We start from the raw sequence: 14,508 nt of genomic DNA on the forward strand, positions 1-14,508 counted from the left end.
ATGGACGCGATCGACGTCATCGTCACCAAGCGGGACGGCCGGGAGCTGTCCGTCGAGCAGATCGACTGGGTGATCGACGCCTACACCAAGGGTGTCGTCGCCGACGAGCAGATGTCCTCCCTTGCGATGGCGATCCTGCTCAACGGCATGACCCGGCGGGAGATCGGCGAGTGGACCCAGGCCATGATCCGGTCCGGGGCCCGGATGGACTGGTCGGCGCTGCCCGGCCGTACCACCGACAAGCACTCCACCGGCGGTGTCGGCGACAAGATCACGCTGCCGCTGGCCCCGCTGGTCGCCGCGTGCGGCGGCTACGTGCCCCAGCTCTCCGGCCGGGGACTCGGCCACACCGGCGGCACCCTGGACAAACTGGAGTCCATTCCGGGCTGGCGGGCGTCCCTGTCCAACCAGGAGATGCTCGACGTGCTCGGCGAGGCCGGCGCGGTCATCTGCGCGGCGGGTGACGGGCTGGCCCCGGCCGACAAGAAGCTCTACGCGCTGCGCGACGTCACCGGCACCGTCGAGTCGATCCCGCTGATCGCCTCCTCGATCATGTCGAAGAAGATCGCGGAGGGCACCGGGGCGCTGGTGCTGGACGTCAAGGTCGGCTCCGGGGCCTTCATGAAGACCGTGGAGCGGGCCCGCGAGCTGGCCACGACCATGGTCGAGCTGGGCACCGACGCCGGTGTCGAGACCGTCGCGCTGCTCACCGCCATGGACCGGCCGCTGGGCCGCGCCGTGGGCAACGCCCTGGAGGTCGCCGAGTCCGTCGAGGTGCTCGCCGGCGGCGGGCCCGACGACGTGGTCGAGCTGACCGTACGGCTGGCGCGCGAGATGCTGCAGGCCGCGGGCCTGTCCGGGGGCAAGGACCCGGAGCAGGCGCTGAAGGACGGTTCGGCGATGGACGTCTGGCGCCGGATGATCAGCGCGCAGGGCGGCGACCCGGATGCCCTGCTGCCGAAGGCCGCCGAGACCCTGGAGATCACCGCGCCCTCGTCCGGGGTGCTGGCCGGACTCGACGCGTACGGCGTGGGCCTGGCCGCCTGGCGGCTCGGCGCGGGCCGGGAGCGCAAGGAGGACCCGGTGTCCTTCGGCGCGGGCATCATGCTGCACGCCAGGCCGGGCGACCTGGTCCGCGAGGGGCAGCCGCTGATGACCCTGCACGCCGACGAGACGTCCCGCTTCGAGCGGGCGCTCGCCGCACTGGAGGGCGCCTACGTGATCGGCGAGACCGCCGACCCCGGCCTGCTCCCGCTGGTGATCGACCGCATCACCGCCTGAGCGTCACCCGACGGACCGCCTCCCCGCCCGGCAGGGCCGGGAGGCGGCGCTGTCCGCGGGGCTGAACGGTCCGCAGACGGGTCCGGGTGCCGGTGGCGCAGTCTGGGGCGGCTGAGCCTGTCCGGACGGGGGAGACGGCCTCACGGGGTTATCCCGGGGCGTCCTGGCGCCCGCCCGGGGGCGGCGCGCTCGGCCGGCGGGGCGTTCAGGCTTGGGCGGCGGGGCGTTCAGGCTTGGGCGGCGGCGCGCCCGGACCGTGTGGACTGCTCGCACCGTGTGGGCTGCCCGGAGCGTGTGGGCTGTCCGGGCTCGAAGATGTCCGCCAGCACGGTGCGGTGGGTGGACAGCGCCGCCGCGTGACGCTCGCGGCCCTCATCGGTGATGAGCACGAAGACGCCCCGCCGGTCGTCCTCGCACATTCCCCGGCAGACCAGTCCCGACTTCTCCAGGCGGGCGATCAGCCGCGAGCAGGCACTCTGGCTCAGGTGGACCGCGTCGGCCACCTCCTGGACCCGGTATCTCTCCCGGCCGCCCTCGACCATCCGCTCCAGGACCTCGAACTCGCTCATCCCGAGCTGGTGTCTCTCGGAGAGCTCACGCTCCAGCGCGCAGGCGGCCGCGGCATGTTTGGCCAGCACATCTCGCCACGCGCGGACGGCGTACTCCTCGCTCATGCCGCGGATCTTACCATGCGTGAACATTAAATGCATGGGAATTAAATTCGGTTGCATTAAATGCATCTGCATGTAGTGTTGGCCGACATGATCCCCTCCTCCAACGACGGGCGCTGGGACGCGCGCCTCTGGGCCGCGCTCACGGTGCTCTGCGCTGTCGTGTTCCTCGACGCTCTCGACGTCTCGATGGTGGGTGTCGCCCTGCCGTCCATCCAGGCGGACCTCGGGCTGTCCACCTCCTCGCTGCAGTGGGTGGTCAGCGGCTACGTGCTCGGATACGGCGGACTGCTCCTGCTCGGGGGCCGCACCGCCGACCTGCTCGGGCGACGCAGGGTATTCCTGGTCGCGCTGGCGGTCTTCGCCGTGGCCTCTCTGCTCGGCGGCCTGGTCAGCGACGGCACGCTGCTGATCGCCGCCCGCTTCGTCAAGGGAATCAGCGCCGCCTTCACCGCCCCCGCCGCGCTGTCCATCATCACCACGACCTTCGCCGAGGGCCCGGCCCGCAACAGGGCCCTCAGCATCTTCACCGCCTCCGGCGCCAGCGGCTTCTCCCTGGGCCTGGTCATCTCGGGATTCCTGACCGAGCTCGGCTGGCGCTGGACGTTCCTCATGCCGGTCCCCGTCGCGATCATCGCCCTGGTCGCGGCCCTGAAGTTCCTGCCCAAGCGCCGCGAGGAGAGGGCCGAGGGCGGCTACGACCTCATCGGCGCGACGACCATCACCGGCTCGATGCTGCTGCTGGTGTTCGCCGTGGTGGAGGCCCCCGAGGTGGGCTGGGGGTCGGTCCGCACGATCGCCACCCTGGCCGCCGCCGTGGCCCTGCTGGTCGTGTTCGTGCTGGCCGAGCAGAGGGTCAAGCACCCGCTGGTACGGCTCGGCATCCTGCGCTCGGGGCCGATCGTCCGGGCCAACCTCGGCCTGGTGATCCTGTTCGGCTCCTACGTCGGCTTCCAGTTCGTGGCCATGCAGTACTTCCAGAACTTCCTGCACTGGTCGGCGCTGGAGACCGCCCTGGCGTTCCTGCCCGCCGGGCTGCTGGTGGCCGTGACGTCCACCAAGATGGGCAGCCTGGCCGACCGGTTCGGCACCGCCAGGCTGATCGTGATCGGCTCGGCCGCGCTGGCCGCCGGATACGCCTTCTTCCTGCGGCTGGACGGCGCCCCCAGCCTGGCCACCCTCATCATCCCCGGCATGGTCCTGCTGGGCATCGCCTTCGCCCTGTCCTTCCCGTCACTGAACATCCAGGCCACCAACGGCGTCGCGGACGACGAGCAGGGGCTGGCCTCCGGCCTGCTCAACACCTCCGGGCAGGTCGGCGGCGCGGTCGTGCTGGCCGTCGTGACGGCGGTGCTCACCTCGACCACGAGCGCCGACCCGATCGACGGCTTCCGCGCCGCGATCACGGTCTCCGGCATCCTCGGCCTGGTCGGCCTGGTGATCGCCCTCACCGGTCTCCGCCGTCCCCGTACGGCCGTCGCCATCGAGGACGAGAAGGTGCTGGAGACCGTCTGACAGCACTCGCGCCGCCTGCGGGGCCCTGGGCTCCGGGGGAGGCGCGAGTCATGCCGCCGCTGGGCACCGGGGTTCCAGCGGCGGCGCCTCCGTGTCCGGAGGCGGGTCGCCGCCGGCCAGGCCGGACGGCAGGGGCGCCGCGGCACCGCCCGTCCCGGCGTCCGCCTGCCGCCATGACTCCTGACTCGCACCGTGACACGACGTCACGATCCGGCCATGGCGGATGTGACCGCCGGAGTGAACCTCTCCGAAGTGCTGGGCATCTAATGCGGTAGGAGGATCACCATGAACCGCATCGTCGTGCCCCGCACCCTCGTCCCTCTCGCGCTCGTCCCCCTCGCCCTGCTGGCCGGCTGCGGCTCCGTCACGCAGTCCGCGACCCCGTCCTCCGCCACGCCGGGGGCCGCGGTCACGGCGAGCGCGCCGATCTCCTCACCCCCCGTCTCCTCGCCCTCCGTCTCCTCGAAGGCCGGGCTCAAGCCGCCGACGAGCACCAAGGAGATCGAGGTCGAACACGCCGTCGACGAGCCGCCGACCGTCACCGGGGTGCGCTTCGCCGAGCACGGAGGATTCGACCGGGTGGTGATCGACCTGAAGGGCGGCCTGCCGGGATACAGCGTGCGATGGGTGCCCGAGCTCGTCCAGGACGGGTCGGGCGAGCCGATCGACGTCCGGGGCGGGGCCTACCTCCAGGTGTCGATGCACCCGGCCGGCGCGCACACCCAGTCGGGCAGCCCGACCTGGACGGGCGGGCCGATCTTCCAGGCCGCGCTGGGCAACGTGCGGAACGTGGTCAAGACGGGTGACTTCGAGGCCGTGGTCGGCGTGGGCATCGTCCTCGACCACAAGGCGGCCTTCCGGGTGATCGAACAGAAGAAACCGGACCGGCTGGTCATCGATGTCGCGCACTGAGAGCGATGACAGACTGGCCTGATGGTACGCAAAATCGACAGCGCGACGCGGATCCCGGTCCCGGGCGGCAAGATGATCGACGAGTACGTCGGCAGGGTCAACAGCGACGACAGCCGGATCTCGATCGCGCACATGAAGGCTCCGGCCGGGTGGGACGAGCCGGCCCAGAGGCCGGAGTTCGGCGAATACACGCTGGTGCTCAAGGGGACGGTCGTCGTGGAGCACGAGGGAGGCACGACCGAGGTCAACGCCGGGCAGGCGTTCGTGAGCGAGCCGGGGGAGAAGATCCGCTACAGCTGCGGCCCCGAGGGCGCCGAGTACGTCGCCGTCTGCCTTCCCGCCTTCTCCCCCGACTCCGTCAACCGCGACGACGGATGACCGCCGGTTCCGTCGACCGCGACGGGCGGCCGCGCGGCCCCCGCACCGCCGTCCGTCAACCGCGTCCACGGCCGCGCGGTCCCCGCACCGCCGTGGACGCGGGGGCCTCCCGCCTCCGCCGAGGCCCTCATCGGCACCGGGTGAAGCCGCGCCGAACATCGCACGGCCGGGACACGGCCATGCATGCTCGCAAGATCGGTGATTAGGTACCCGACGGTAAGGTGATGAAATGAGTCAGCTACCCACCCTTGAGGAGATACGCCGGGCTCCGAAGGTGTTGCTCCACGATCACCTTGACGGTGGCCTGCGACCCGAGACCATCGTCGAGCTGGCCGCCGGATCGGGCTACGACCGGCTGCCCACGACCGACGTGGACGGCCTGCGGACCTGGTTCCGGGAGGCCTCCGACTCCGGTTCGCTGGAGCGCTATCTCGAGACCTTCGACCACACGGTCGGCGTCATGCAGACCCGAGAGTCGCTGGTCCGGGTCGCCGCCGAGTGCGCCGAGGACCTGGCCGCCGACGGCGTCGTCTACGCGGAGGTGCGCTACGCGCCCGAGCAGCACACCTCCGCCGGCCTCAGCCTCGAAGAGGTCATCGAGGCCGTGCAGGAGGGGTTCAGGGCCGGATCCGAGGGCCGCGGGATCCGGGTGGGCACGCTGCTCACCGCGATGCGCCACCAGGCCAGGTCCAGGGAGATCGCCGAGCTCGCGGTCCGCTACCGCGACGTCGGCGTGGCGGGCTTCGACATCGCCGGGGCCGAGGCGGGCTACCCTCCCACGCGCCACCTCGACGCCTTCGAATACCTCCAGCGCGAGAACGCCCACTTCACCATCCACGCCGGCGAGGCCTTCGGCCTGCCGTCGATCTGGCAGGCGATCCAGTGGTGCGGCGCCGACCGTCTCGGCCACGGCGTCCGGATCATCGACGACATCACGGTGTCCGGCGAGGGGGAGGCCAAGCTCGGCCGCCTCGCGGCCTACGTCCGCGACAAGCGCATCCCGCTGGAGATGTGCCCGACCTCCAACCTGCAGACCGGCGCCGCGACCTCCATCGCCGAGCACCCGATCGGCCTGCTCCGCCGGCTGAACTTCCGGGTCACGGTCAACACCGACAACCGGCTGATGAGCGGGACCTCCGTCTCGGAGGAGTTCGCCAAGCTGTCGGAGGCCTTCGGCTACGGCTGGGACGACATGCAGTGGTTCACGATCAATGCCATGAAGTCGGCGTTCCTGCCGTTCGACGAGCGCCTGGCGCTCATCAACGGTGTCATCAAGCCCGGATTCGCGCGCCTCAAGTGGCAGGCGTGACCGGGTCCGCACGCTGGAGGTAGTTGATGAAGCAGGTGTTCCGGTCGAGGACCGCCCTGGTCCTCGGCTGGATCTGGATGGCGTTCGCCGCGTTCAACGCGGTGGATCTGATCGTCCGCTACAGCGGGCCGTCCTCGCTGGTCGCCGCCGCGGTGCTGGGGGTGCTGACCGCGCTGGTCTTCATCGCCTGCCTGCGTCCGGCGGTCATCCTGACCGAGGACGGCGTGCTGGTCCGCAATCCGCTCAGGAACGCCTCCGTGCCGTTGGCCGGGGTGGACGAGGTCGTGGTCTCCCACTCGATCAAGATCACATCCGGCGGAGAGAGCGTCCGCTGCTGGACGCCGCAGACCTCGGCCCGCGAGCGGGCGGCGGCCGTACGGCGGGGGACCTCCGCGAACACCGGTAGCCGTCACAAGACCGAGCCGACGCGCTCGAAGGGGGAGCAGGCGGCGGCCGAGGCGCTGGCGGGCAAGACCCACGCCGACTGGGTGGCCGAGCAGATCACCGAGCGGGCCGAGGCGGCGAAGCGGGCGGCCGTCCGGAACGCCGGGCGCGTGACCGCCGAGTCCGCCGACGGCACGGGAACGCGGGCCGCCGAGTCCGCCGGCCCCGCCGCCATGAAGGTCACCTGGGCGCCGAGCGCCCTGGCGGCGCTGCTGGCCGCGGCCGTCCTGGTGATCGCCGCGATCCTCGCCTGATCACGGTGTCCGGGACCGGCCCCGCCGGACGGGGCCGGTCCTCACGCGCCCGGCGGAGGGCGCCAGGCGTCGAGCAACCGCTCCGGAGTGATCTCCTCGACGCCCTCAGCCGTGACACCGCTCCGCGAAACGGCGAACAGCGGGCTCGAGGTGTCGGCGCCCGGCAGTCTGGAACGGTGGACGATCAGCTCGCTCAGGTCGTGCCGGTCGAACGGCCGGTTCTCCAGCCATTTGATCGAGCCGACCATAGTGATCTTCTTGGCGATCGGCTCACGGTCCGCCCCTACGATGTCGATCTCCGGATCATTCGTGCGGGTCCAGTAGCCGCCGATGGCGCAGGTCTCCTCCGGCAGCCCGTCCATGCGCCGGAGCGATTCCCGGATCACCGGTTCGACGGCCGTTCCACGCCATGATGTCCATGATCGGTGAAATCGGTCGAGGACCAGGTCGCCCCGGTCCCGTTCGATCTCAGGGAGCCAGGGGCCGACGAAAGTGAGCCAGAAACGCAGATGCGTGTCCGCGATGTGATATCTGGTCTCACGCGAGGGCCGAGTGGACAGTGGGAGTTCGGGGACGACCAGTCGTTTTTCGACCAAGAACTGCAACGCGCGATTGAGCGAGGCTCTGGGGATGCCCGGGGTCGCGCGGTCTATCGAAGCGTGGGTGCGCTGCCCCGAGCCGATGGCACTCAACACGGTCCGGGCCTGGGCGTCGGGCGGCAGTTCGGCGGCAAGAGCACGTTCACCGCTGATCACCAGAGATGAGGTGGAATCCGTCAGGGCCTCCTGTAGATACTCCTGAACGGAGAGTCCCGGCTGCCATTCCTCGCAGATCATCGGCAGGCCGCCGGACACCAGATGGGCGTCGAAGGCGTCCGCCGGGGGCAACTCCAGCTTTTCGGCCACGTCCGCCGGCGTGAGCGGCCTGACCACCATCTCGGTGGCTCGCATGTAGAAGGGTCTGTCGTACCGGTTGATCGCCTCCATCATCGACAGGTCCGAGCCGATGAGGATGAGCAGCACCGGACGGTGGGAGAACTCCCGGTCGAACAGCACCTGCAGGACACTCTCGAGGTCAGGGCTGCTTGCGATCAGGTAGGGAAGCTCGTCGAGAACCACGATGCTCGGCGAGTCCTGGGGAAGAGCGGCCACCAGGAGGCGTAACGCGGCATCCCAGGAGTCCGGTGACTGCCCGGCCATGAGCTGAGCTCCAGGGAGGTCGGATGCGGCGCCGGCGCTGAGGAATCTCTGAAGCTGCTGGCCCTCCGGTCCTCTGGCGGCGGAATAGAAGAGATGGGGGACGCCCGAACACCGGATGAACTCTTCCGCCAGGCGTGACTTGCCGACCCGGCGGCGGCCTCGCACCAGGATCGCTCGCCCCGGCCTTCCGACGCGTCCCCCAGCCTCGACCTTGTTCAGCAGCCGCCGAAGTTTGCCCAGTTCATGGGCTCTTCCGATGAAGCCGTCCATCGCTCTCCAATGGTCTCATCTGTGAGAGTCTCAAATTTGAGACTCTCACAGATGAGACCATCAGGCGTGAGAGTCTCATCGAAGCTTCTTGCGTGTGAGGGCCTCGGCGTCGGCCCTGTTTTCCGCGGAAGCGCGGAAAGGAGAGCCCCTCCCGGTGTCACAGGCCGAGGGCGGCGGAGAGGTCGGCCTTCAGGGCGTCGAGGTCCTGTACGGCCTGCGCCCGGGCGTCGGAGACCTCGCCCGTGACGGGGACGACGACCTCCAGGTAGCACTTGAGCTTGGGCTCGGTGCCCGAGGGGCGGACGACGACGCGGGCGCCGCCGGACAGGCGGTAGCGCAGGCCGTCGGTGGGCGGCAGGCCGGCCGAGCCCTCGCTCAGGTCGTCGGCGGACTCGACCTCGCGGCCCCCCAGCTTCACCGGAGGGGTGGCGCGCAGGCGGGCCATCGCACCGGTGATCAGGGACAGGTCGTCCACCCGGACCGAGAGCTGGGACGTGGCGTGCAGGCCGTAGCGGCGCGCCTGGTCGTCGAGGAGGTCGAGCAGGTTGCGGCCGTCGAGCTTGGCCTGGGCGGCCAGGCCGGCGACGGTCAGCGCCGCGCCGATGCCGTCCTTGTCGTGGACGGGCAGGCCCGAGTCCGCGCCGACGCTGTATCCCAGGGCCTCCTCGTAGCCGAAGACCAGCCCGTCCCCGGCCTTCATGATCCACTTGAAGCCGGTGAGGGTCTCGGCGTACCGCACGCCGTGCCCGGAGGCGATCTTGCCGAGCAGGGAGGAGGAGACGATCGTGGTGGCCACGAGACGCCCGTCGCCGGAAGTCTGCCTGATCACGTGCTCACCCAGGAGGGCGCCCACCTCGTCGCCGGTCAGCATCCGGTAGCCGCCCTCCGGCAGGGGAACGCCCACCGCGCAGCGGTCCGCGTCGGGGTCGTTGGCCAGCACGATGTCCGCGCCGACGCTCCGGGCGAGCTCCAGCGCCAGGTCCATCGCGCCCGGCTCCTCCGGGTTGGGGAAGGCGACGGTGGGGAAGTCCGGGTCCGGGGCGGCCTGGGCCTCGACGGTCGCGGGGACCTCGAAGCCCGCGGCCCGGAAGGCGCCGGCCAGCGTGGCGCCGCCCACCCCGTGCAGCGGGGTGTAGGCCACCCGCAGGCCGCGGGCGCCGCCGAGCGGGAGCGCGGTCACCGCCTCCAGGTAGGCGGCCACGACGTCGTCGCCCAGCGTGGCCCAGGCGGGGTCGTCGGGGGAGCCCAGGGGCAGGCCGGAGACCTGGCCGACGGCGTCGATGGCGGCGGAGATCTCCGAGTCGACCGGCGGCACGATCTGGGAGCCGTCGTTCCAGTAGACCTTGTAGCCGTTGTCCCGGGGCGGGTTGTGGCTGGCGGTGACGGTCACGCCCGCGTCGGCGCCGAGGTGGCGGACGGCGAATGCCAGTACCGGGGTGGGCAGCGGCCGGGGGAGGACGGAGGCGCGCAGCCCGGCGCCGGTGAGCACGGCGGCGGTGTCGTGGGCGAAGACGTCGGACTTGTGCCGGGCGTCGTAGCCGATCACGACGTGCCGCCCCGGGCCGAGGACCCGGGCGAGTCCGGCGGCGGCGCGCATGACGGTGACCCGGTTCATCCGGTTGGGCCCGGCGCCCAGCTCGCCTCGGAGACCGGCGGTGCCGAACTCCAGCTTGGCCCCGAACCGCTCGCGCAGCGCGTCCGCGTCGCCGCCGTCCAGCAGCGCCGTGAGCTCGGCGCGGGTCTCCGGGTCGGGGTCCTGGGCCAGCCAGGACCGTGCGAGCCGTACGAGATCGCTGCTCATCGAATCCCCTTGAGCGTGGAGACCCCGGGCTTCAGCCCCGGGGAGGAAGCACGGCACAGCGCCGTGCGAGACTTTCTCGAACACGTGTACGGCACCGGCCGCGCTGCGCGCCGCGCGATGATGTGCGCCATGGCCCAGCGCGTGAAGCGGGCGTTCACGTCCTCGGCTACAGCTTGCCGACGACCTTTGCCAGCAGGCCGCCCATGCGCGCGGCGGTGGCGCGGCCGACCTCCAGCACTTCCTCGTGGTTCAGCGGCTCGCCCACCAGTCCGGCGCCCGGGTTGGTGACCAGCGAGATGCCGAGCACGTCGGCGCCGCCCTCGCGGGCCGCGACGGCCTCCAGCACGGTGGACATGCCGACCATGTCGCCGCCGAGGATCCTGCACATGCGGACCTCGGCCGGGGTCTCGTAGGTCGGGCCGCGGAAGGCCACGTAGACGCCCTCGGCCATCGACGGCTCGATCTCGCGGACCAGGTCGCGCAGGCGCGGGGTGTAGACGTCGGTGAGGTCGACGAAGGTGGCCCCGGTGATCGGGTTGGCGCCGGTCAGGTTGATGTGGTCACTGATCAGCACCGCCTCGCCGACCTCCTGGGTCTCCGGCCGCAGGCCGCCGGCGGCGTTGGTCAGCACGATCGTGCCGGCCCCGGCCCTGATGGCGGTCCGCACCCCGTGCACGACCGGGTCCACGCCCCGGCCCTCGTAGAGGTGGGTGCGGCCCAGGAAGATCAGTGCGACCTTGCCCGACTCGGTCCGGACCGCGCGGACCCTGCCCGCGTGGCCGGCCACGGCGGGCGGCGCGAAACCGGGCAGGTCGGTCACCGGGATCTCGGAGATCGTCTCGCCGATCGCGTCGGCGGCCGGCACCCAGCCCGAACCCATCACCAGCGCGACGTCGAACGCGTCGACTCCCGTGGCGCTCTTCAGCGCGGTCGCGGCTTCCGTGGCGAGTGCATAAGGGTCATTGCTCACGTTGCAGAGCGTACTCGCCGTTCTTCCCGGATCGGGCCGGACGGCGTCCCGGCGTGATCGCGGTTTTCGCCCGGCCGGGACGGGCCCGGAACGGCGTTCCCGACCGCCCGGCGGGGAGCCCGCCCGGCCTCTCCGGCCCCGGTACGGCGCGGCGGAGCCGGAGACGCGGAGCCGAGGGCGTGGTGATGCGGAGACGCGGTGATGCGGAGCCGGAGACGCGGAGACGCGGTGAACCGGCGCGGAGGGCGTGAGGGAGCCGGGCACGGCGCGGAGGCCTGTGCCGTGGTGTGGCCGCCAGGCGCCCGGTCAGCTTCCCAGGGACTTGCAGGGACGGCTGCGCAGGTCCTTGACGTAGTCGTCGGGGGCGCCGGCGTGCTCGGCCGCTTCGGCGAGGATGCCGAGATAGCGGGCGGAGGGCAGCCCGCCCTCATAGCCGTCGAGCACGTAGAACCAGGCCACGACCTCGCCCTCCAGGGTCTGCACCCGGAGCCTGACCTTGTGGTAGAGGCCGCGCGCCGCGCCCTCCCACTGGTCGAGAGAGGTCTCGTCCCATTCGGGCACGTCGTAGAGGACGACGAAGACGTGCTCGTCGGGGTCCTCGACGATGGAGGCGAGCGCGCCCTCCCAGCCGAGGTCGTTTCCGCCGAACGTCAGGCGCCAGCCCTGAAGCCAGCCCGACCCCCGCATCGGCGAGTGCGGGGCCCGCTGGGCCATCTGCTTCGGGTCCATGTTGCTGCCGTAGGCGGCGTAGACAGGCACGGTGTCCAACACTAATCCAAGATCTGCCAGACGCTCACTCCGCCTCGGCGTCCCGTTGATTTCCTCTGTCCCCGCAACGGCTTTCGCGGTTTCCAAGGGGGACCGGAGAGACGGTTGGTCCAGGGATGCGGGAGAATAGGGTACGTGACAAGGATCGTGATCATCGGTGGCGGGCCCGGCGGCTACGAGGCGGCGCTGGTGGCCGCGCAACTCGGGGCGCAGGTCACCGTGGTCGAACAGGACGGTCCCGGCGGGGCCTGCGTGCTGACGGACTGCGTGCCGTCCAAGACGCTGATCGCCACCTCCGTGCGCAAGCAGGCGCTGCTCGACGCCAGCATGCTGGGCGTGCACTACACCGGCGGTCCCGACGGCGACGCCGGTGGCGTCATCGCCGACATGCCGCTGGTCAACAAGCGGGTGAAGGAGCTGGCCCAGGCGCAGTCCGCCGACATCGCCGTGCGGCTGGCGGCCGAGGGGGTCGAGGTGGTCCGGGCAGCCGGGCGGCTGGTCGACCCGCAGGTGGTCAGGGCCGGTGACCGGACGATCCGCGCCGACGTCGTCATCGTGGCGACCGGCGCGACCCCGCGCATCCTGCCCAGCGCCGAGCCGGACGGCGAGCGCATCCTCACCTGGCGCCAGATCTACGACCTGGAGGAGCTGCCCGAGCACCTCATCGTGGTGGGCTCCGGCGTCACCGGCGCGGAGTTCGCGGGCGCCTACCGCTCCCTGGGTTCCGAGGTCACGCTCGTGTCCTCGCGCGACCGGATGATGCCCAACGAGGACGCCGACGCCGCCGAGGTCCTCGAAGAGGTCTACCGGCGCCGCGGGATGAACGTCATGGGCCGTTCCCGGGCCGAGTCCGTCAAGCGCACCGCCGACGGCGTGGTCGTCACGCTGGAGGACGGCAGGACCGCCGAGGGCAGCCACTGCCTGATGACGGTCGGCATGATCCCCAACACCGCCGGGCTCGGCCTGGAGGAGGCCGGGGTCACCCTCGACCGGGGCGGCTTCATCCAGGTGGACAAGGTCTCCCGCACCTCCGCGCCCGGCGTCTACGCGGCCGGCGACTGCACCGGCGTGCTGATGCTGGCCTCGGTCGCCGCCATGCAGGGCCGGATCGCGGTCTGGCACGCGCTCGGCGAGGCCGTCCAGCCGCTCCGCCTGGCCACCGTCGCCTCCAACATCTTCACCGACCCCGAGATCGCCGCCGTGGGCGTCGCGCAGAAGGCGATCGAGGCCGGTGAGATCGAGGCCAACGTGGTCAAGCTGCCGCTGGCCACCAACGCCCGCGCCAAGATGCAGGGCTTCAACGACGGCTTCGTGAAGCTGTTCTGCCGCCCGCACACCGGCATCATCCTCGGCGGCGTCGTGGTGGCCCCCCGGGCGTCCGAGCTGATCCTGGCGGTCTCGGTGGCCGTCCAGCAGCGGCTCACGGTGGACCAGCTCGCCCACACCTTCGCGGTCTACCCCTCGATGTCCGGCTCCATCACCGAGGCGGCCCGCCGTCTGATGCAGCCGATGACCCCCAGCGGGATCTGACCCGCAGCCGCCCCAGCGCGTTCCTGCCGGCCTGTACGGCATCAGCCACGAAGTGCAGCTCCTCCTCCCGCCTGGCCAGGGCCAGCGCGTTCTTGGCCGCCTCGTAGGCGTCGATCGCGTGCCGCCAGTCCTGGTCGCCGGTGATGTCGCCGTGCCCGCCGACCTGGAACTCGTAGTCGAGCTGGTCGATCTCCTCGCCCAGCCGGGTGATGTCCTCCTCGGCGCCGTGCCGCATGAGCGCGAAGCGGGAGTTCCGCCGGTTCCGCCGCTGGGTGCTGATCCCCCAGGCCACCACGGTGACGGCCAGGCCGATCGCGCTGACCACCACCATGACGAGCCCCACGGACGGGGCGCCGGCGGTCCCGGCCGGCTCGGCGAGCTGGTCGGTCTCCTTCTCCGGGGTGAATATCCCATCGGGGATGAGCAGGTCGGTGGTCGGCAGGCTGAGGCCCTTCGGGGTGCCCTTGGCGCCGGCCAGGTCCGCGTCGTCGGCCTGCACGAAGGACGCCCCCTCGACCAGCGCGCCGGTGAAGACGGCGCCGTCCAGCTCGGCCTGGGTCAGCTCGGCCTCGCTCAGGTCGGCGTCCTTGAACGTCGCGTTGCGCAGGTTGGCCTGGCCCAGCTTGGCCTCGCGGAGCTTGGCCCGGGTGAAGTCGGCCTTGCGCGCCTTGATCTGGCCCGGGGTGCTCTCGTTGAGGTCGGCGTCGATCAGCTTGGCGTTGGTGAAGTTGACCTGGGTCAGCTCGGCCCGGGTCAGGGTCGCCCCTGTCAGGTCGGCGTGCGGGAACTGCGCCTGCCCGGCCTCGGCGTCGATCAGGTTCGCCCCGCGCGCGTCGGCGTGGTCGGCGTGCATCTGGCCCAGGTCGGCCTCGCCGAGGTTGGCGCCGCGCAGGTCGGCGTATTTCAGCACGGCCTGGGTCAGGTTGGCCTGCCTGAGGTCGGCGCCGCGCAGAACCGCCCCGGTCAGGTCCTTCTGGACGAGCTCCACGCCCCTCAGCTTGGCCTTGGTCAGGTTGGCGCAGCGCAGGTCGGCGGGGAGCGAGGCGCCCCTGGTGAAGTCCCTGCCTCGCAGGTCGGGGCCCTGGCCGGGTCTGCAGGGCCCGGCGCCGGCCTGGGCGGGGGAGAGCATGGTCCCTGACAGCGCGAAGATCGCAACGGTGAGTGCCAGAGGAACGGAACGACGCACGAGAGCCTCCTCGAAAAGCA

At 71.3% G+C, this 14,508-nt stretch carries 13 protein-coding genes; 7 read left to right on the forward strand and 6 right to left on the reverse strand.

Translation table 11 applies throughout. The annotated features are described in order from the left end of the window. On the forward strand, positions 1-1,281 hold the full coding sequence (locus SROS_RS06120) for a thymidine phosphorylase (RefSeq protein ID WP_012888017.1): 1,281 nt from the start codon (positions 1-3) through the stop codon (positions 1,279-1,281). A gap of 227 nt (positions 1,282-1,508) precedes the next feature. Here SROS_RS06120 and SROS_RS06125 read toward each other — a convergent pair whose 3' ends face one another. Further along, positions 1,509-1,955: a transcriptional regulator, SarA/Rot family gene (locus SROS_RS06125; protein WP_148268967.1), complete on the reverse strand. Its 447-nt coding sequence runs from the start codon at positions 1,953-1,955 to the stop codon at positions 1,509-1,511. 60 nt (positions 1,956-2,015) lie between these two features. Between SROS_RS06125 and SROS_RS06130 the strand changes: the two genes are divergently transcribed. From SROS_RS06130 to SROS_RS06150, 5 genes are all read left to right on the forward strand, one after another. After that, positions 2,016-3,467 carry an MFS transporter gene (locus tag SROS_RS06130; protein ID WP_012888019.1) on the forward strand — a complete coding sequence of 484 codons (1,452 nt, stop codon included), beginning with the start codon at positions 2,016-2,018 and terminating at the stop codon, positions 3,465-3,467. Positions 3,468-3,752: 285 nt separating this feature from the next. Further along, entirely contained in the window at positions 3,753-4,379 is a 627-nt protein-coding gene (locus SROS_RS06135) for an AMIN-like domain-containing (lipo)protein (protein ID WP_012888020.1), read from the forward strand. 21 nt (positions 4,380-4,400) lie between these two features. After that, the gene (locus SROS_RS06140; RefSeq protein ID WP_012888021.1) at positions 4,401-4,757 is read left to right on the forward strand and encodes a cupin domain-containing protein; all 357 of its coding nucleotides are present in this window, start codon (positions 4,401-4,403) and stop codon (positions 4,755-4,757) included. A gap of 229 nt (positions 4,758-4,986) precedes the next feature. Next, on the forward strand, positions 4,987-6,066 hold the full coding sequence (locus SROS_RS06145; protein WP_012888022.1) for an adenosine deaminase: 1,080 nt from the start codon (positions 4,987-4,989) through the stop codon (positions 6,064-6,066). A gap of 26 nt (positions 6,067-6,092) precedes the next feature. Beyond that, positions 6,093-6,764, forward strand: a complete 672-nt coding sequence (locus tag SROS_RS06150) for a hypothetical protein (RefSeq protein WP_012888023.1) — start codon at positions 6,093-6,095, stop codon at positions 6,762-6,764. A 41-nt stretch (positions 6,765-6,805) separates the two neighbouring features. Here SROS_RS06150 and SROS_RS06155 read toward each other — a convergent pair whose 3' ends face one another. From SROS_RS06155 to SROS_RS06170, 4 genes are all read right to left on the reverse strand, one after another. Continuing rightward, complete coding sequence (locus SROS_RS06155) at positions 6,806-7,963, reverse strand: ATP-binding protein (protein ID WP_245564570.1); 1,158 nt, start codon at positions 7,961-7,963, stop codon at positions 6,806-6,808. A gap of 427 nt (positions 7,964-8,390) precedes the next feature. Continuing rightward, positions 8,391-10,034, reverse strand: a complete 1,644-nt coding sequence (locus SROS_RS06160; protein ID WP_012888025.1) for a phospho-sugar mutase — start codon at positions 10,032-10,034, stop codon at positions 8,391-8,393. A gap of 166 nt (positions 10,035-10,200) precedes the next feature. Continuing rightward, the gene (locus tag SROS_RS06165; protein ID WP_012888026.1) at positions 10,201-11,004 is read right to left on the reverse strand and encodes a purine-nucleoside phosphorylase; all 804 of its coding nucleotides are present in this window, start codon (positions 11,002-11,004) and stop codon (positions 10,201-10,203) included. A 306-nt stretch (positions 11,005-11,310) separates the two neighbouring features. Next, complete coding sequence (locus SROS_RS06170) at positions 11,311-11,763, reverse strand: gamma-glutamylcyclotransferase family protein (protein ID WP_043654861.1); 453 nt, start codon at positions 11,761-11,763, stop codon at positions 11,311-11,313. A 144-nt stretch (positions 11,764-11,907) separates the two neighbouring features. On the opposite strand from SROS_RS06170, the gene SROS_RS06175 reads away from it, so the two are divergent. Continuing rightward, positions 11,908-13,302, forward strand: coding sequence for an NAD(P)H-quinone dehydrogenase (locus tag SROS_RS06175; protein ID WP_012888028.1), 1,395 nt, complete (start codon positions 11,908-11,910; stop codon positions 13,300-13,302). On the opposite strand, the gene SROS_RS45725 is transcribed toward SROS_RS06175, so the two are convergent. Next, positions 13,250-14,488 carry a pentapeptide repeat-containing protein gene (locus SROS_RS45725; RefSeq protein ID WP_012888029.1) on the reverse strand — a complete coding sequence of 413 codons (1,239 nt, stop codon included), beginning with the start codon at positions 14,486-14,488 and terminating at the stop codon, positions 13,250-13,252. The genes SROS_RS06175 and SROS_RS45725 overlap by 53 nt on opposite strands. Between the last annotated feature and the right edge of the window lie 20 nt (positions 14,489-14,508).

The organism is Streptosporangium roseum DSM 43021, assembly GCF_000024865.1.
Taxonomy (GTDB): domain Bacteria; phylum Actinomycetota; class Actinomycetes; order Streptosporangiales; family Streptosporangiaceae; genus Streptosporangium; species Streptosporangium roseum.